This window comes from Streptomyces sp. NPDC006516 (assembly GCF_040611875.1).
Classification (GTDB): domain Bacteria; phylum Actinomycetota; class Actinomycetes; order Streptomycetales; family Streptomycetaceae; genus Streptomyces.
Genome location: NZ_JBEXPD010000002.1, coordinates 916696 through 934627, shown reverse-complemented (window position 1 = coordinate 934627; position 17932 = coordinate 916696). Strand labels below are relative to the sequence as shown.

17 protein-coding genes and 1 riboswitch are annotated in these 17932 nt (G+C 70.2%); of the genes, 7 read left to right on the top strand and 10 right to left on the bottom strand.

Annotated elements, in window-relative coordinates; genetic code table 11:
- Positions 1 to 123: 123 nt before the first annotated feature.
- Positions 124 to 1422 carry a sugar ABC transporter substrate-binding protein gene (locus ABZY45_RS10445; protein ID WP_356738138.1) on the bottom strand — a complete coding sequence of 433 codons (1299 nt, stop codon included), beginning with the start codon at positions 1420 to 1422 and terminating at the stop codon, positions 124 to 126.
- Positions 1423 to 1708: 286 nt separating this feature from the next.
- Here ABZY45_RS10445 and ABZY45_RS10440 point away from each other — a divergent pair, with 286 nt between their 5' ends.
- The 6 genes from ABZY45_RS10440 to ABZY45_RS10415 all read left to right on the top strand — a co-directional run bounded on the left by ABZY45_RS10440 (position 1709) and on the right by ABZY45_RS10415 (position 8978).
- Entirely contained in the window at positions 1709 to 2473 is a 765-nt protein-coding gene (locus ABZY45_RS10440; RefSeq protein WP_356738773.1) for a GntR family transcriptional regulator, read from the top strand.
- Between the two features lie 181 nt (positions 2474 to 2654).
- On the top strand, positions 2655 to 2909 hold the full coding sequence (locus ABZY45_RS10435; protein ID WP_356738136.1) for a DUF3311 domain-containing protein: 255 nt from the start codon (positions 2655 to 2657) through the stop codon (positions 2907 to 2909).
- Positions 2906 to 4543 carry a monocarboxylate uptake permease MctP gene (gene mctP / locus ABZY45_RS10430; protein WP_356738134.1) on the top strand — a complete coding sequence of 546 codons (1638 nt, stop codon included), beginning with the start codon at positions 2906 to 2908 and terminating at the stop codon, positions 4541 to 4543. Before ABZY45_RS10435 ends, mctP begins: the two co-directional genes overlap by 4 nt.
- Positions 4544 to 4760: 217 nt before the next feature.
- Positions 4761 to 5261: an N-acetyltransferase gene (locus ABZY45_RS10425; RefSeq protein ID WP_356738132.1), complete on the top strand. Its 501-nt coding sequence runs from the start codon at positions 4761 to 4763 to the stop codon at positions 5259 to 5261.
- Between the two features lie 40 nt (positions 5262 to 5301).
- Positions 5302 to 5439, top strand: a riboswitch (cobalamin riboswitch).
- 138 nt (positions 5440 to 5577) lie between these two features.
- A complete protein-coding gene (locus tag ABZY45_RS10420) occupies positions 5578 to 7962 on the top strand; it encodes a ribonucleoside-diphosphate reductase subunit alpha (RefSeq protein WP_356738130.1) in 2385 nt (794 codons plus the stop codon).
- Complete coding sequence (locus ABZY45_RS10415; RefSeq protein ID WP_356738128.1) at positions 7962 to 8978, top strand: ribonucleotide-diphosphate reductase subunit beta; 1017 nt, start codon at positions 7962 to 7964, stop codon at positions 8976 to 8978. The genes ABZY45_RS10420 and ABZY45_RS10415 overlap by 1 nt, the downstream gene beginning before the upstream one ends.
- On the opposite strand, the gene ABZY45_RS10410 is transcribed toward ABZY45_RS10415, so the two are convergent.
- A complete protein-coding gene (locus ABZY45_RS10410) occupies positions 8975 to 9187 on the bottom strand; it encodes a hypothetical protein (protein ID WP_356738126.1) in 213 nt (70 codons plus the stop codon). The two genes, ABZY45_RS10415 and ABZY45_RS10410, sit on opposite strands and share 4 nt — an antisense overlap.
- 81 nt (positions 9188 to 9268) lie before the next feature.
- Here ABZY45_RS10410 and ABZY45_RS10405 point away from each other — a divergent pair, with 81 nt between their 5' ends.
- Positions 9269 to 10243 (top strand): helix-turn-helix domain-containing protein, encoded by a 975-nt coding sequence (locus ABZY45_RS10405; protein ID WP_356738124.1) that lies wholly within the window; start codon positions 9269 to 9271, stop codon positions 10241 to 10243.
- A 63-nt stretch (positions 10244 to 10306) separates the two neighbouring features.
- Here the strand turns inward: ABZY45_RS10405 and ABZY45_RS10400 are convergent, their stop codons facing one another.
- The 8 genes from ABZY45_RS10400 to ABZY45_RS10365 form a co-directional block, all read right to left on the bottom strand.
- Positions 10307 to 11044, bottom strand: a complete 738-nt coding sequence (locus tag ABZY45_RS10400) for a D-Ala-D-Ala carboxypeptidase family metallohydrolase (protein ID WP_356738122.1) — start codon at positions 11042 to 11044, stop codon at positions 10307 to 10309.
- A 210-nt stretch (positions 11045 to 11254) separates the two neighbouring features.
- Positions 11255 to 11893, bottom strand: coding sequence for a peptide deformylase (gene def, locus ABZY45_RS10395; protein WP_356738120.1), 639 nt, complete (start codon positions 11891 to 11893; stop codon positions 11255 to 11257).
- Between the two features lie 81 nt (positions 11894 to 11974).
- Positions 11975 to 12967, bottom strand: a complete 993-nt coding sequence (locus ABZY45_RS10390) for a hypothetical protein (protein ID WP_145803332.1) — start codon at positions 12965 to 12967, stop codon at positions 11975 to 11977.
- A 91-nt stretch (positions 12968 to 13058) separates the two neighbouring features.
- Positions 13059 to 14306 (bottom strand): metal-dependent phosphohydrolase, encoded by a 1248-nt coding sequence (locus tag ABZY45_RS10385; RefSeq protein ID WP_356738118.1) that lies wholly within the window; start codon positions 14304 to 14306, stop codon positions 13059 to 13061.
- Positions 14303 to 15682, bottom strand: a complete 1380-nt coding sequence (locus ABZY45_RS10380) for an HD-GYP domain-containing protein (RefSeq protein ID WP_356738116.1) — start codon at positions 15680 to 15682, stop codon at positions 14303 to 14305. Before ABZY45_RS10380 ends, ABZY45_RS10385 begins: the two co-directional genes overlap by 4 nt.
- Positions 15683 to 15896: 214 nt before the next feature.
- Positions 15897 to 16217, bottom strand: a complete 321-nt coding sequence (gene rsrA, locus ABZY45_RS10375) for a mycothiol system anti-sigma-R factor (RefSeq protein WP_145803338.1) — start codon at positions 16215 to 16217, stop codon at positions 15897 to 15899.
- Positions 16214 to 16870, bottom strand: coding sequence for a sigma-70 family RNA polymerase sigma factor (locus ABZY45_RS10370; RefSeq protein WP_187281824.1), 657 nt, complete (start codon positions 16868 to 16870; stop codon positions 16214 to 16216). Before ABZY45_RS10370 ends, rsrA begins: the two co-directional genes overlap by 4 nt.
- Positions 16871 to 17270: 400 nt before the next feature.
- Positions 17271 to 17924, bottom strand: a complete 654-nt coding sequence (locus ABZY45_RS10365) for an alpha/beta family hydrolase (protein WP_356738113.1) — start codon at positions 17922 to 17924, stop codon at positions 17271 to 17273.
- Positions 17925 to 17932 lie beyond the last annotated feature (8 nt).

Genomic DNA, 17932 nt, shown 5'->3' with positions numbered 1-17932 from the left:
ACTGACCTTCCATCGGGATTCCGGGGATCTGCACCCGGGAATCACGGCGTTTCTACCTGAGAAAAGGGAGGCGGGGGCCCGGTGTTCGCCGGACCCCCGCCTGGAGAGCCGAAGGCCCGGGGACTACTTGTTGATGAGCTCGTTGATCTTGTCGTCGGCCTTCTTGGCGGCGTCGGCCACCGAGGTGCCCTTGAGGATCTCCAGGAGCATGTTCTCCAGGACCTCCTCCTTCTCGATGGAGGTCCAGCCCGGCGCGATCGGCGTGAACCAGGCGTCCGGCACCGCGTTGGCGACGGCGGCCGTCTCGGGCTTGGACTTCAGCGGCTCGAGCTGCTTCTCGTTGTTCGGGAGGATGTTCTTGGAGGTGAGCACATCCTGCGACTTCTCACTGGTGAAGAGGGAGACCCACTCCTCGCCCAGGTCGGTGACCTTCGACTTGGCGGTCACCGCGAGGTCCGAACCACCGATGAAGGACGGGAGGGCCTTGCCGTTCGGGCCGGGCATGCCGGCTGTGCCGATCTTGCCCTCGAGCTTCGGGTTGCCGTTGTTGGCGCCGTCGACGACGGAGCCGGCCTCCCAGCCGTTGCCGTAGATCAGCGAGGTCTTCTCGTTGGCCATGACGTTGGCGTGGTCCTGCTCGTCCTTCGTCTGGTCGGCCTTGTTGTACTTCTTGACCAGGTTGACGAAGTGCTCGATGCCCTTCTGGGACTCGGGGGAGGAGAGGTTGCCCTTCCACTCCTTCGCGCCCTCGTCGTACTCGGCGATGGAGCCGCCGTAGCCCGCGACGTAGGACATGGCCGCGTACCAGTAACGGCCCGGCAGGTAGAGGGACGAGAAGCGCTTGTCCTTCTTGGTGTACTCGGCCGAGACCTTGTCGAGTGCGGCGAGCAGCTCGTCCTCGGTCTGCGGGAGGACGTCGCTGCCGGTGCCCTTCTTGAGCATGTCCTTGTTGTAGATCGCGACACGGGCGCCCGCGTAGTAAGGCACGCAGAACTGCTTGCCCTCGAAGGTGCAGGTGTCCTTCAGACCCTTGATCCAGGTGTCCGAGTTGTCGTACTTCTTGGGGTCGATCTCGGCGAGGGCGCCGTTGAGGATGTACTGCATCGTCTCGGTGTTGCCGAGCTCGACGACGTCCGGGAACTTGTCGCCACCGAGGGCCGTGTCGAGCTTCTTGGCCTTGTCCGCCCACTGCTGGTACTGGACGTTGACCTTGACCTTCGGGTACTTCTTCTTGAACTGCGCGTTGACGTCCTTGACCAGCTCCGGCCAGGTGCTCTGCGCGTCGACCATCAGCCAGACCGTCAGGCTCTCGGTACGGTCCTTCGGGTCCTTCGAGGCGTTGTCACTACCGTCCCCACCACACGCCGCGATACCGGTCATCATCGCTGCGACGCCTACTGCCGCAATGAGCTTGCGATTCATGCCACACCCTCCTCAGGGATACCAGCAACCCCCCGCCCACCGCGAAGACGTACGCCTGGCGCTACCTGTGGGGCTGGGACCTGGTCTTTAATGGTTTAGACCAGTACCCGGAGCTTGGCCTAGACCTTTAGGGGTGTCAAGGGTGTATAAGAAGTGCACTCGCGTCCGTTATCGGACCGACACCTGAGGGAGGGCGACGACCCGTGACCGGACCGTGCCACCATGTGAGCCGCTACAGACGGAGGAGCCGGTGACGGCAGCAACGCAGCAGTCGGGAAGGCGGGCCATGGGTGCCGACGGGGGCAGAGTGACGAGCGAGACCGGCGCGGGTGGGCGTACGGCACGCGTCCCGAAGTACTACCGGCTCAAGCGCCATCTCCTCGACATGACGGACACCATGCCGCCGGGCACCCCGGTGCCGCCCGAGCGGACCCTGGCCGCCGAGTTCGACACCTCGCGTACGACCGTGCGCCAGGCCCTCCAGGAGCTGGTCGTCGAGGGCCGGCTGGAACGCATCCAGGGCAAGGGCACCTTCGTCGCCAAGCCGAAGGTCTCCCAGGCACTGCAACTCACCTCGTACACCGAGGACATGCGCGCCCAGGGCCTCGAACCGACCTCGCAGCTGCTGGACATCGGCTACGTCACCGCGGACGACACACTCGCCGGGCTGCTGGACATCACGGCCGGCGGACGGGTGCTGCGGATCGAGCGGCTCCGGCTCGCCAGCGGTGAACCGATGGCCATCGAGACCACGCACCTCTCGGCCAGGCGCTTCCCCGCGCTGCGGCGTTCCCTGGTGAAGTACACCTCGCTCTACACCGCGCTGGCCGAGGTGTACGACGTCCGGCTGGCCGAGGCCGAGGAGACCATCGAGACCTCCCTCGCCACTCCGCGCGAGGCGGGGCTGCTCGGCACGGACGTCGGCCTGCCGATGCTCATGCTGTCCCGTCACTCGATCGACGGACACGGCGAACCGGTCGAGTGGGTCCGCTCGGTGTACCGCGGCGACCGCTACAAGTTCGTGGCCCGCCTGAAGCGTCCCACCGACTGAGACGCCGACGGACACACGGCCCCACCGGTCCCCCCGCGCACACGCGGGGGGACCGGTCTTTTTCGGGCGACACCGGACCGTTGCCGGACCGCAATGCGGACGGGGGGTGACGGTGGCCGGATCTCTCGCCTAGATTTCCTGCGCATTACACCAGGTGATCAGCGAGGGGACGGAGTCGCCAATGACGGAAGAAAACGATGCGAAACCACCGGTGGTGACACCCGCCAGAGTGGTCATCGCGCTCTGTCTGATCGCCCCGTTCGTGGCGATGCTGTGGGTGAGCTCGTACGCGAAGGTCGAACCGACCTTCATAGGCATCCCGTTCTTCTACTGGTACCAGATGCTCTGGGTGCTCCTCTCGACCGCCCTCACCATGGTCGCGTACAAGCTGTGGCAGCGTGACCAGCGCGCCCGCAAGGGGGGTGCTTCCGCATGAAGGACGGCGTGAACGGCGTCGCACTCGCCGTGTTCATCTTCTTCTTCCTGGCCGTCACGGTCATCGGGTTCATGGCCGCGCGCTGGCGCAAGGCCGAGAACGAGGCCAGCCTCGACGAATGGGGCCTGGGCGGACGGTCGTTCGGCACCTGGGTGACCTGGTTCCTGCTGGGTGGCGACCTCTACACGGCGTACACCTTCGTCGCGGTGCCCGCGGCGATCTACGCGGCGGGCGCGGCGGGCTTCTTCGCCGTCCCGTACACGATCCTCGTCTACCCCCTGATCTTCACCTTCCTGCCGCGCCTCTGGTCGGTCTCGCACAAGCACGGCTACGTCACCACCTCGGACTTCGTCCGCGGGCGCTTCGGTTCGAAGGGCCTCTCGCTGGCGGTCGCCCTCACCGGCATCCTCGCCACGATGCCGTACATCGCGCTCCAGCTGGTCGGCATCCAGGCCGTGCTGGACGTCATGGGCGTCGGCGGCGGCGAGACGACGCACTGGTTCATCAAGGACCTGCCGCTGCTGATCGCGTTCGCGGTCCTCGCCGCGTACACGTACTCCTCGGGGCTGCGTGCCCCGGCGCTGATCGCGTTCGTCAAGGACGGCCTGATCTATCTGGTCATCGCCGTGGCGATCATCTACATCCCGATCAAGCTCGGCGGGTTCGACGACATCTTCTCCAAGGCGAGCGAGGCGTTCTCTGCGAAGAACGAAGCCGCGGGCAAGCCCGTCGCGGGCCTCGTCCCGGGCGAGATGGGCCAGTGGGGCTACGCGACCCTGGCACTGGGTTCGGCGCTCGCCCTCTTCATGTACCCGCACTCGATCACGGCGACGCTCTCCAGCCGCAGCCGTGAGGTGATCCGGCGCAACACCACGATCCTGCCGCTGTACTCGCTGATGCTCGGCCTCCTGGCCCTGCTCGGCTTCATGGCGATCGCCGCGGGGGTCAAGGTGGACAACGGACAGCTGGCGATCCCGCAGCTGTTCGAGAACATGTTCCCCGACTGGTTCGCGGGCGTGGCCTTCGCCGCGATCGGTATCGGCGCGCTGGTGCCGGCCGCGATCATGTCGATCGCCGCGGCGAACCTCTTCACCCGCAACATCTACAAGGACTTCATCAAGCCCGACGCGACCCCGGCCCAGGAGACCAAGGTCTCCAAGCTGGTCTCGCTCCTGGTCAAGGTCGGCGCGCTCGCCTTCGTCCTCACCATGGACAAGACGGTCGCGATCAACTTCCAGCTGCTGGGCGGCATCTGGATCCTCCAGACGATGCCGGCCCTGGTCGGCGGCCTGTTCACCCGCTGGTTCCACCGCTGGGCACTGATCGCCGGCTGGGCGGTCGGCATGCTCTACGGAACGGTGGCGGCGTACGGCGTGGCCAGCCCGACCCAGAAGCACTTCGGCGGGTCCTCGAAGGAGATCCCCGGCATCGGCGAGATCGGCTACATCGGTCTCACCGCCTTCGTGCTGAACGTCGTCGTCGTGGTCGTCCTGACCTTCGTCCTCAACGCGGTGAAGGCACCGGCGGGCGTGGACGAGACCTCCCCCGGCGACTACACGGCGGACGTGGGCGACCCGGGCGTCAAGACGGAGCTCCCGCCGGCCACGGTGGGCGCCCCGGGAGGGGGCCACTGACCTCGCGGCAGTGGTGAGAAGTGCGGCGTCCGTCCCGGCAGGGCTCTTCCTGCCGGGACGGCGTCGTGCCGGGACCCGTTCCGGGGACCCGCGACGGCGTCGTGCCGGGTCCCCGGGAACCCCAGAACGGCGTCGTGCCTGGTCCCCGTCCCCCGGGAGGGGTCCCGGCGCGAAACAGGTGCGCGCGGCGCCCACCGCCTGGTGCACACTTCCGCCCATGGACGTATCGATCAGGCCGGTCCTGCCCGCCCACCACGTAGAACTGGGCGAGATCACCGCCCAGGCGTATCTCGGCGACGGTCTCCTGGACTTCGGAGCCGAGGATCCCTATCTGGAACAGCTCCGCGCGGTCGGACGCCGGGCGGCCGAGGCCGAGGTGCTGGTGGCGCTGGACGCCGAGGGACAGCTGCTGGGAGGCGTCACGTACGTCGCGCCCGGCAGCCCGTGGGCCGACATAGCCGGGGAGGACGAGGCGGAGTTCCGGATGCTGGCAGTCGCGCCGGAGGCCCGGGGGCGGGGCGCCGGCGAGGCACTGGTGCGGGCCTGCGTCGACCGGGCGCGGGCCGCGGGAGGGCTCACCGGAATCGTCCTGTCGACGCAGCCGGCCATGCTGGGTGCCCATCGCATCTACCGGCGGCTCGGCTTCGAGCGGACTCCGGAACGGGACTGGTGCCCTCTTCCCGATCTCCCACTCCTGACCTTCCGTCTGGCCTTGTGACCCCTCACGACACAAGATGTGGGGGCTGCTTCATTCGGTAGCCCCCACATGTATGCTCGACCTCGCTGTCGCCGCAGGGGAATCCGGTGTGAGTCCGGAACTGTCCCGCAACGGTGTGACCGGTGCGCTCACGCGCACCGGCGAAGTCCGAAGACCTGTCGACAGTGCGTCCGGCTCGACCGAACCGGACGCCGAGACGTCCGGGCCCCGCGGAGGGCCGGTGGACGCCGTGCACTCCGTGCCGCCCTTCGACGGGCTTCGCCGTGCCCGGCTGCCCCGCTCCCGCAGGCACCGAGCCGAGCGAGGGATAGCCCCAGTGACCATCGCGCCAGCCGATCCGGTTTCAGCCGCGGATTTCGAAGGCCGCACGACCGACGCGCCCGGGACCGCACTGCTGCGGACCCTGACCGGCCTGACGGCCGATCTCCCCGACACCGACCCCGGACGGGTCGCCGCCGCCGCGCTCCGCGGCCGCAGCGCGCGGGCGGACGAGGCGGAGCTGCGCTCGCTGGCCACCGAGGCCGCGGCGGGCCTGATCTCCGAGGACCCGGCGTACTCCCGGCTGGCCGCCCGGCTCCTCACCCGTGCCGTGGCGGACGAGGCGGCCGGACAGGGCGCCGTCTCCTTCTCCGCTTCGGTCGCCGTGGGACACCGCGAAGGCCTGATCGCGGACCGTACGGCGGAGTTCGTCGCGCTGCACGCCGAGGCCTTGGACGCCCTGGTCGAGCAGGCGCTCGCCGACGGCGCCGACGACCGCTTCGGCTACTTCGGGCTCCGGACGCTGCACAGCCGCTACCTGCTGCGCCACCCGCTCACGCGCCAAGTCGTCGAGACCCCGCAGCACTTCATGCTGCGCGTCGCCGCCGGGCTCGCCGAGGACACCTCCGAGCGGGCTCTGGAGGAAGTGGCGGCGCTGTACGGCCTGATGAGCCGGCTCGACTACCTCCCCTCCTCCCCCACCCTGTTCAACTCCGGCACCCGTCACCCGCAGATGTCCTCCTGCTACCTGCTGGACTCCCCGCTGGACGAGCTCGACTCGATCTACGACCGCTACCACCAGGTGGCGCGCCTCTCCAAGCACGCGGGCGGCATCGGACTCTCCTACTCCCGTATCCGGGCCCGGGGTTCACTCATCCGGGGGACCAACGGGCACTCCAACGGCATCGTGCCGTTCCTGAAGACGCTCGACGCCTCCGTCGCGGCCGTCAACCAGGGAGGCAGGCGCAAGGGGGCGGCCGCGGTCTACCTGGAGACCTGGCACGCGGACATCGAGGAGTTCCTGGAGCTGCGCGACAACACCGGCGAGGACCAGCGGCGCACGCATAACCTCAACCTGGCGCACTGGATCCCGGACGAGTTCATGCGCCGCGTCGACGCGGACACCGAGTGGTCGCTGTTCTCCCCGGCGGACACCCCCGAGCTGGTGGACCTGTGGGGCGACGAGTTCGACGCGGCCTACCGCGCGGCCGAGGCGAAGGGGCTGGCCCGCAAGACGATGCCGGCGCGTGAGCTGTACGGGCGCATGATGCGGACGCTGGCTCAGACCGGGCAGGGCTGGATGACGTTCAAGGACGCCTCCAACCGCACGGCCAACCAGACCGCCGAGCCGGGCCGCGTCGTCCACTCGTCGAATCTCTGCACGGAGATCCTCGAGGTCACGGACGACGGCGAGACGGCCGTCTGCAACCTCGGCTCGGTCAACCTCGGCGCGTTCGTCGCCGACGGCACCATCGACTGGGAGCGGCTGGACGCCACCGTCCGCACCGCGGTGACCTTCCTCGACCGCGTGGTGGACATCAACTTCTACCCCACCGAGCAGGCAGGCCGCTCCAACGCCCGCTGGCGCCCCGTGGGCCTGGGCGCGATGGGCCTCCAGGACGTGTTCTTCCAGCTGCGCCTGCCGTTCGACTCCCCCGAGGCCCGCGCACTGTCCACGAAGATCTCCGAGCGGATCATGCTGGCCGCCTATGAGGCCTCCTGCGCCCTCGCCGAGCGGTCCGGCCCGCTGCCCGCCTGGTCCGAGACCCGCGCCGCCCGTGGCGTCCTGCACCCGGACCACTACGGCACCGAGCTGAACTGGCCCGAGCGCTGGGACGCGCTGCGCGCCCGCGTCGCCAGGAGCGGGATGCGCAACTCGCTGCTGCTCGCCATCGCCCCCACGGCGACGATCGCCTCGATCGCCGGGGTGTACGAGTGCATCGAGCCGCAGGTCTCCAACCTCTTTAAGCGCGAGACGCTCAGTGGCGAGTTCCTCCAGGTCAACGCGTACCTGGTGGAGGAGCTGAAGAAGCTCGGCGTCTGGGACGCCCGGACCCGTGAGGCACTCCGTGAGGCGAGTGGCTCGGTGCAGGGCTTCGGGTGGATCCCCGAGGACGTGCGGGAGCTGTACCGCACGGCGTGGGAGATCCCGCAGCGCGGTCTGATCGACATGGCGGCGGCGCGTACCCCGTTCCTCGACCAGAGCCAGTCGCTGAACCTGTTCCTGGAGACGCCGACGATCGGCAAGCTCTCCTCGATGTACGCGTACGCCTGGAAGCAAGGGCTGAAGACGACGTACTACCTGCGCTCGCGCCCGGCCACCCGGATCGCCCGCGCGGCGTCGGCCGCGGCCCCTGTTCCCGTACAGCAGGCCTCGGCTCCCGACGCGGACGCCATTGCCTGTTCCCTCGAAAACCCCGAGTCCTGCGAGGCCTGCCAGTGATGAGTACTTCCGAGAACAAGAACCTGCTCGACCCGGGCTTCGAACTGACGCTGCGCCCCATGCGCTACCCGGACTTCTACGAGCGCTACCGGGACGCGATCAAGAACACCTGGACGGTCGAGGAGGTCGACCTGCACTCCGACGTCGCCGACCTCGCCAAGCTCTCCCCCGGTGAGCAGCACATGATCGGCCGGCTGGTCGCGTTCTTCGCGACGGGTGACTCGATCGTCTCCAACAACCTGGTGCTGACGCTCTACAAGCACATCAACTCGCCCGAGGCCCGGCTGTACCTGTCACGTCAGCTGTTCGAGGAGGCCGTGCACGTCCAGTTCTACCTGACGCTGCTCGACACCTATCTCCCCGACCCGGAGGACCGTGCGGCGGCCTTCGACGCGGTCGAGGAGATCCCCTCCATCCGCGAGAAGGCGCAGTTCTGCTTCCGGTGGATGGACTCGGTCGAGAAGATCGAGCGGCTGGAGACGAAGGCCGACCGCCGTCGCTTCCTGCTCAACCTGATCTGCTTCGCCGCGTGCATCGAGGGGCTGTTCTTCTACGGAGCCTTCGCCTACGTCTACTGGTTCCGCTCGCGCGGTCTGCTGCACGGTCTCGCCACGGGCACCAACTGGGTGTTCCGTGACGAGACGATGCACATGAACTTCGCCTTCGAGGTCGTGGACACCGTCCGCAAGGAGGAGCCGGACCTCTTCGACGACGCACTCCGGCAGCAGGTCACCGACATGCTGCGCGAGGCGGTCGAGGCGGAGCTGCAGTTCGGCCGCGACCTGTGCGGCGAGGGCCTGCCGGGGATGAACACCGAGTCGATGCGCCAGTACCTGGAGTGCGTCGCCGACCAGCGGCTCACCCGGCTCGGCTTCCCGCCGCTCTACGGCTCCGAGAACCCGTTCTCCTTCATGGAGCTCCAAGGGGTGCAGGAGCTGACCAACTTCTTCGAACGCCGGCCCTCCGCGTACCAGGTGGCGGTGGAGGGGTCGGTCGGCTTCGACGACGACTTCTAGATCCTGGCCCAGGACCTGAGGTACGGGCGCCGCGTGGCCGTGACGGGCCGCGCGGCGTCCGCCGTTTCCGGGGGCCGGACCTCCCGGTGGAGTTCCGCCTCCCGCAGCTCGCGGTCGATGCGGCGCTCCCGCGCGAACCCGACGAGCGCGGGCAGCAGGACGAGGGCGAAAAGTGCGGCTATGGACAGGTAGCTCAGGAATGTGTTCATGCCTCTACTGTCGTCCGTCCGCCCGGATTCGGTCAGTGGCAGGACTGTCATACACCCTCGAATTACTGCCACACTGACGTCATGCTGAAGAATGTCGCCGTTCTGCTGCTCGACGATGTCCATCCCTTCGAACTCGGCGTCCTGTGCGAGGTGTTCGGTCTCGACCGGTCCGAGGAAGGGCTCCCCGTCCACGACTTCGCCGTCGTGTCCGCCGAGGGCCCGACCCTGCGGACCCACGCCGGGTTCTCCATCAGCGCGCTGTGCGAGCTGGACCGGCTGGAGGAGGCCGAGCTCATCGCCGTGCCCTCAGGAGGCCGCTTCTCGGAGCGGACGTACCCGCGGGAGGCCCTGGATGCACTGCGCCGGGCGGTGGAACGCGGGGCAAGGGTCCTGAGCGTCTGCTCCGGCGCCTTCGTCCTGGGCGCGGCCGGGCTGCTGGACGGGCGCCGCTGCACCACCCACTGGCGGCATGCCGACGAGCTGGCCCGCCGCTTCCCCGAGGCCCGGGTGGAGCCGGACGTGCTCTACGTGGACGAGGGCCCGGTCATCACGTCGGCGGGCACGGCCGCGGGCATCGACGCCGCCCTGCACCTGGTCCGCCAGGCGTACGGGCCGACCGTCGCGAACACCCTCGCGCGCCGCATGGTGGTGCCCCCGCACCGGGACGGCGGCCAGGCGCAGTACATCAAGCGCCCGTTGCCGCCCACGCGGTGCGACACGGTCGGTGAGACGCTCGCCTGGATGGAGCGCCATCTCGACGAGGAGCTGACCGTCGAGCAGTTGGCCGCCCAGACCCACATGTCACCCCGGACCTTCGCCCGGCGCTTCCAGCAGGAGACCGGCACCACGCCGTACCGCTGGCTGCTCCGTCAGCGGGTACTGCTGGCGCAGCACCTCCTGGAGACCTCGGACGAGACCATGGACACGATCGCGGGCCGGACCGGATTCGGCAACGCGGCGGCGCTGCGCCATCAGTTCGTACGGGCGCTCGGCACGACGCCGAACGCGTACCGCCGGACGTTCCGGGGACCGGCCGGCCTGGTGGAAGTGGCCTGAGGGCAGGGCTCCGCCGAGGGTGGTCACCACCCCCGGCGGGGCAGGGCTACCGGACGGGTGCGGTCAGATGCCGCACTGCGAGGCCGACCAGAAGTGGCTCGGTCCCTGGTTCACGTGGATGTGGTCGCCGTGCCCGGCATAGCCCGGGCCGAGGATCCCGTTGAACCCGTGGTTGCGGGCCTGCTGGGCGATGGTGCACAGCGAGTGGGGCCCGGCGCCGAGGTCGACGGCGTCACCGTAGAGGTGGCGGCTGTTCGTCGCTCCGCCCACCGCCGAGTTGCAGGAGGTCGACCGGAAGCCGCTGGTGACCCGCAGCGGCTGGTCCCCCAGGGCGTGCCGCAGGGCCTGCAGCTTCCACATGCTGCTCAGGGCGTTGGCCTTGGCCGTACCCGCGGCGACCGCTCCGCCCGCCCAGGTGCTGTTGCACTGGTTGAGCTCGGGATACGTGAAGTTGACGGGGGTGCAGTCGTCGTCCTGTAGCGCGTAGATCTTGGCCTGCGTGGCCGGTCCGGCGATACCGTCGGCGGCGAGGCCATAGGCGGACTGGAAGCGCTTGACCGCGGCCGTGGTGGCGGGGCCGTAGGAGCCGTCGATGGCGAGCACGGAGTTGTAGCCCGGGTAACCGGCCACCCGGATCTGGAGCTGGGTGACGTCGTTGCCCGTGGCGCCCGGCGAGAGCGTGCGGGTCCAGGTGTAACAGCCGTCGGCCTGCGCGGTGCCGGCGGTGACGAGGGCCCCGCCGACGGCGAAAGCCATGGTCATGACAAGGCCGAGCAGCAGATGTGCGGTACGTCTGATCATGGGGGGTCTCCCTGCACGATGAGGACTTGCTCTGCGGTGTAGGGGTGAGCCTGGCGGACGGGTCGACGCGCGTCAACTACGCCCCGGAGAACGCCGGTCGGCCGATCCTCCGCAGACGGGCGGGCCGCGCATGCCGACCGTGGCCGGACACGGATGAGGGGCTCCGCCGGGCCGGCGGAGCCCCTCATCCGCGGGAGTCGTCGCGAAGGGTCAGTCGTTGGGGACGACCTCGTAGCGCGGCGTGCCCTCGGCCATCTGCTTCAGCGCGTCCTTGCGGTCCCGCTTCGAGAGCCGGTCGATGTAGAGGTAGCCGTACAGGTGGTCCGTCTCGTGCTGGAGGCAGCGCGCGAAGTAACCGCTGCCCCGCACCTTGACCGGGTTGCCCTGGGCGTCCTGGCCGCGCACCACCGCGTAGTCGGGACGGGCGAGCGAGGCGTAGGCCGTCGGCACGGAGAGGCAGCCCTCGTTGGAGTCGTCGAGGTTGCGCTGCTCCGGGGCCAGGTCCTCCAGGACCGGGTTGCAGATCGCACCCACGTGCCGCACCCCGTCGTCGTCCGGGCAGTCGTAGACGAAGACCTTGAGGTCCACACCGATCTGGTTCGCGGCCAGGCCCACGCCCTCGGCCGTGCGCTGGCTGGCGAACATGTCGTCGATCAGCTGGGCGAGCTCGTCGCCGAACTCCGTGACGTCGCTGCACTCCTTGTGCAGCACCGGGTTGCCGACCACCGTGATCGGGCGCGAGGTCCCGCGCTCGCGGTGCGCCGCCTCACGCGCCTCGCAGTCCTCGGTGTCCACGAGGAATCCCTCGTCGTCCACACCGGCCTGCTGGTCCGTCTCCTGCTGCGACATGTCCGCCGTACGCCTTCCTGCAAACCTGAACCCGTGAGTACCCGCACCGGAATCGGTGCCCGTACAGCCTACGGGCACCGCTCAGCAGACTTCTTCCAGATCCCGCCACTCGCGGCTGTCGGGGCTGTCCGCCACCCAGCCGTCCAGCAGCCCGCGCACCAGTGCGGCAGGGGCCGCTATCCCGCACTCGCGCTCCGGCACCCACAGGTCGCCCGCGGTGCGATGCCCCAGGGGGCCGGGGTGGCCCGGTTCGCTGTGGTCGTGTGGGTCCAGGTGCTCACCGTCGCCCTCGTCGCTCTCCATCCGGCTCTCCGAACAGGCACGGCACAGCAGCCGCACGGAGGACGACCAGTCCTCCGCCGCGAACCCGGCGTCGGAGGCGAGCTGCTCCAACGCGTCCCGGTCGGCCTCGGTGGCCGCCTCCAGCAGCACCACCCAGGTCGGCACGGGAGAGGGGGCCCAGAGCTCGATCTCGTCGAAGACCGGGTAGGACGGCCCGGCCGCCGTGATCCGCTCCCCGTTGGGCACACCGTCGTGCAGGACGACCTCGCCCCAGCGGCGCCCCGAGGACGGCAGCGGGATCGACAGCACCTCCATGCGCGCCGGATCGAGCCTGCGGCCCCAGACGACCTCGGCCTCGCCCTCCGGCGAGAGCCGCACGGCCGCGCTCCCCAGCTCCATGCCCGTGGGCTCGCTGTTGGACGCGGCGTTGTGCTGGCCGCTGCCCGGCACCTTCAGCCCGTAGGCCTGCCAGGCCCTGCGGGCCAGTGGCCAGTCCTGGAGCGCCGTGGCGGCGATCCCGACGTTCCACCAGTCCGGAGCACCGGACTCCCGGTCGAGCAGCGCGACGGCCCGCAGACCCGCGGCCCGCGCCTGCTCCCAGTCGTGCCTGAACTTGTGCAGCAGCGCGAGATTGAACCAGGACTCGGAGAGCCAGGGCTCCAGGTCCGCCGCGCGTGTCAGCAGCGCCCCCGCGTCCTCGTACCGGCCGTCGCCGATCAGCGTGAACGCGCGGTCCGTGGCCTGCCGCCAAGAGGCGGATGGCCGATGCCGTACCTTCCCGAAGATCCTCACGATTCCCGCCTGTCCCGACTGGACACCCTCGTCTTCCGCTCTCCTTCGCATCCAACCATGCCGGGCCGGACGCTCGCTCATTACCCATGGGTTACCCAGCCCGCACCGGGGCCAGACCACCACGCCCCAGGACTCTGGCCAAGGCTTCGACGACCTGCGGCTGGTAGTCGCGGCCGGTGCCGAGCCTGAGCTGCTCCAGAGCCCCCAAGGGCCCTTTGACGCCTTCCCCGCACAGGTCGTCGTACGCGTTGACCGTACGGACGATCCTGGCGGCGGTCTGCTGTTCCCGGTACGGATCCGCCTGCTGTTCCACCACTGCGGCGACCGCGGGGTCCACTCCGGTCTGGCGGACCACCGCCCCTCCGAGCAGCGCGATCCGGCGCTGCTCGGCGGCCGGGAGGACTGTGGTGGCCCCGTCGGCCACCGGGTCGAGGAGGGAGAGCTGGCCGATGTCGTGCATCAGCGCCGCGTACTCCAGGACGGTCAGCTCGGGGCCGGCCAGCCCCAGCTCACGGCCCACGGCGGTGGAGAGGTCGGCCACCCTGCGGGCGTGCCCGTGCGGGGTGTAGCCGGCGATCTCCGTGGACCGGGCCAGCGAGGCGATGGTCTGCCGGTAGGTCGTACGCACGGCGGCGTAACGGCGGAACGACACCTGGGTGAGCAGCAGCGGTACGCACAGCACGGGCAGCGCCCACAGCCCCGCCACGGCCACCCCGAGGGACATCACCACCCCGGTCGCGCAGACGGCGGAGCCGATGCCGCTGAGCGCGTGGAGCTCGTCGCGGAGCTGCGGCCCGTACCGGCGGCCCGTACCCGCCGTGAGGGCGGCGAGGACGGCGTCGCACAGCGCGGTGAGGAGCAGCAGGAGGAGCAGGAAGAGGGCGACGTGCGGCCCCTGCCCGAGCCAGCGCTCCGAGAGACCGGACTGCTGGAGGGGCTGGAAGCACACGGCCGCGAAGCCGACGGTCAGGACGCGGCGTGCCAGCTGGTCGGGCCCCGGACCGCTGCCCCGCGCGACATGGGGTACGGAGGCGAGCAGCTGCGCCGCGACGACGACGGTGACCACCTGGAGGACGCCCTGCGTGGTGGCCTCCCCGGCGCTGCGCCCGAGCAGCGCGTACGCGAGGGCGCCCGCCGCACCCAGGGGCGCGGGCTCGCGTTCACCGGGCAGGGCTCCCCAGCGGGCCAGCTCACCGACAGTGATCAGGAGGCCGAAGGCGAGCGCGTGGCCCGGTTCGGCGACGCCGTGCCACAGGGTGTGTCCGAGCGCCGCGACGGCGAGCAGCAGGGCGGCGCCGCGGACCACGAGGGCGGCCGGCGCCGGGCTCCGGGGCTTCACCGGGGCCCCCCGGGCCTGCCGGCGGTTCCCGTGGGCTCCCCGGCCCTCTTCTGGTGCGGCAGGCCGGCCTGCTCCTCCTCCGAGGTGACCGTGTTGGCCTCGGCGGACCAGCCGTGCCGGTCCAGGGCGCGCGCCAGGGCACGCACCATCCTGGGGTCGAACTGGCTTCCGGCGCAGCGTTCGAGCTCTTCCACGGCAACCGGAACCGGCCGTCCCCGCCGGTATGAGCGAGTCGAGGTCATGGCGTCGAAGGCGTCCGCGACGGCGACGACCCGGGCGAACTCGGGGATCTGCGCTCCCGCGAGGCCGTAGGGGTAACCGCTGCCGTCCAGCCGTTCGTGGTGGTGCAGGATCGCGGCGCGCGCCTCGTCGAGGAAGCCGATGCCCCGGACGATCTCGTGCCCGTACTCCGGGTGCAGTTCGATCACCCGCCGCTCCTCGGGGGTCAGCGGTCCGTCCTTGCGCAGGACGCGTGTCGGCACGCCGAGCTTGCCGACGTCATGCAGGATCCCGGCGAAGCGGAGGGCTTCCATCCGGCTTTCCTCCATGCCCAGCTCACGGGCGATCAGCTCGGAGGCGCGTCCCACTCGCTCGCTGTGTCCCCGGGTGTACCCGTCCTTGATGTCGACGGCCTGGACGAGCGCCCTGATGGTGGCGCGGTGAGCGGCGTGCCGCCGGTGGTACTGGGCGAACACCCAGCAGTTGATGTACATCGGCAGCAGGACGACCAGCGCCGACACCGGGCCGTACGAGCTGCGCCAGAGGACGGCCATCATGAGCCCGGCGAGCGCGTGCACCAGGTGCGGCCCAAGGGAGCCGGCCGCCGCCCCGCGCCACGCGTGCCGGACGGCCACCCGCTCGGCCGTGGCGAGGATGCCGCCGTCCAGGGCGGCCGGCACGAGGCTGAAGACGAGCGCCGCCGCACAGGCCGGGACGAGGGCGTACGGAAGGTCTGGCTCGGCGCCGCCCGTGCCGCCGAGCGTGCCGGGCCCGCCCAGGAGCCCGTAGGCCCAGGACGCCGCCCCCACGGTCAGGGCGAGCTGCGCGGCCCGCCAGATCCGGCGCGCCGCGGCGGGCGGCCGCTCCACCCGGCCCGCGAGCGCGCCGGGTACGGCGACGAGGGCGGCAGCGGACGGCGGGAGCAGGAAGGCGGCTGCGAGCAGCAGGGGGAAGAACGATCCGGCACCGATCGGTACGGAGCTGCCGAGGAGGCGGCAGCGGCCCAGAAGTTCGCAGGCCAGATGGAGAGCGGCCAGCAGGCCGAGCGTGCCCCAGGGGGTCTCGGCCCCCGGGGACACCGCGGGTAGAGCGCAGAGTGCGGCGCACACCGCCACACAGAGGATGTAGACGCGCGCCGCTCCCGGTGTGCCCCTCACCCGTACCGCCCGCCCCCAGCCTCGTCAATGGAGGGCGCCAGGCTAGCGAGTCGGGGGACAGCGAGGTTCCGAACGCCTCGGATTAGCACATTCGGGTGACAGGAGACGCGTCGCGGGGCCTTCCGGCCGACGACGTGCCCCACCGCCGGGCACGGGCGCACCGCCGGACCTCGGTCCGGCGGGCCCTCAGTCGGTCAGCCCGTCGCGTGCGTCGTCACTCGGCGGCGGCGGCCGGCCGGTCGGCCCCGCCCAGGGACACGTCCTGTCCGGGCACCGCCTGGCCGGAACGGATCAGGTCGATCCGTCCCATCACCTTCGAGCGCAGATCGGCGGGGACGTCGTCCTGCCCGCAGCAGCGCTTGACCAGCTTCTTCACGGCCTGCTCGAGGCCGTACTTCTCCAGGCACGGTGAGCACTCCTCGAAGTGCACCTCGAACTTGGTGCAGTCGCCCTCGGGCATCTCATGGTCGAGAAACTCGTAGAGATGATCGAGAACCTCTGAGCAATCCGTCTCGTGCGGCTCTCCGCAGCTCATGAGGCCGAGCCTTTCGTGTCGTCCGACTCACCGGCTCCGGCCGGGACGAGTCCGCGCTCGCGCGCGTAGTCCTCCAGCATGCCGCGCAGCTGACGGCGTCCCCGGTGCAGCCGGGACATCACCGTACCGATGGGTGTCCCCATGATGTCCGCGATCTCCTTGTAGGCAAAGCCCTCTACGTCGGCGAGATACACGGCGATGCGGAACTCTTCGGGGATCGACTGCAGTGCGGACTTCACGTCGGAGTCCGGCAGGTGGTCGAGGGCCTGGGACTCCGCCGAGCGCAGACCGGTCGACATGTGCGACTCCGCCCGTGCCAGCTGCCAGTCCTCGATCTCCTCGGCGGCACTCCGCTGGGGCTCGCGCTGCTTCTTACGGTACGAGTTGATGAAGGTGTTGGTGAGGATGCGGTACATCCACGCCTTGAGGTTCGTGCCCTCACGGAACTGGTGGAAGGAGCCGTAGGCCTTCGCGTACGTCTCCTGGACGAGGTCCTCCGCGTCGGCGGGGTTGCGCGTCATGCGCAGCGCGGCCGAGTACATCTGGTCGAGATATCCGAGAGCGTCCCGCTCGAAACGCGCGTTGCGCTCGGCAGTCGTCTCCTGCGCACGCCCGTCGTCGGTCCCTGTGTCGGTCCCAGTGACCGGACCCACCTCCTCCAACGATGTGGCGGAACCGAGACCGGACCCGCTCGCATCGGAGAATAGTCGACCTTGCTTCCGCGCGGGCTGACGACCGGCTCCGCCCGCGGCCCGCGCCGGGGTGGTCCTGTCCGCGCGAAGCACCGTCCACTCCAGCTCGGCGGCGTTCGATCGGCTCGGGCAGATGGTCGAACCCATGCGACGGACTCCCTCTCGACATACGGCGTTGTTGTACCGACACCACCGACAACAGCCGCCCCCCGTGCCGCATTCCCGGGGCACGGGGCCGTGGCGGATGTGAGGAGAACTACGTTCCGGTCTCGATCCGGACGGCCGTCCCAGGAGGTTCCGGACGTCCGCACGGCCGTCCCAGGAGGGCGTGGCCGGCTGCTCGGCCCAGCGGCCGTCTCCCTCAGGTGAGTCCGTCCAGCCATGACGCCACTGCTCCGATGAGCAGCTCCATCGCCTGATCCTCGGTCAGCGGCGCCTTCTTCGGTACGGCGAAACCGTGATCGGCGTGCGGCACCTCGACGAGTCCGTGCTGCCCCTGGGGGAACTCCTCCGGGCGCCCGAACGGGTCGCGGCCTCCCTGGACCACGAGGGTGGGCAGGGCGGCCCCGAGCAGCTCGTCCGCCCTGGACTTCTCCGGCCTGCCCGGCGGGTGCAACGGGAAGCTCAGGGCCAGCACCGCGCGGGCGCCGAGCTCCGCGCCCGTACGGCACGCCACCCGGGCCCCCGCACTGCGGCCCCCGGCAACGACGGGAAGGCCCGGGACCGTGAGCGCCGGCCACAGGCCACGCCAGCCGGTGTCCAGGGTCCGGGGTGCGGGCGCGACCTTCTTCCCGGCGACCCGCCACGGCTGTTCGACCAGCGCGACGCTCACCCCGCGCTCCGGCAGGACGGCGGCCAGCGCCCGGAGGTCGCGGGCCTCGATGCCGCCTCCCGCCCCATGGCCGACGGCGAGCACCAGGCGGGCCCCCTCGGCGGGGTGCCAGGTGATCCTGGCCTCCCCGGCGTCCGTGCCGACGGTCTCGGTCCGCTGCGCTGTCCCTGTAGTACGGCTCACAGCCCCAT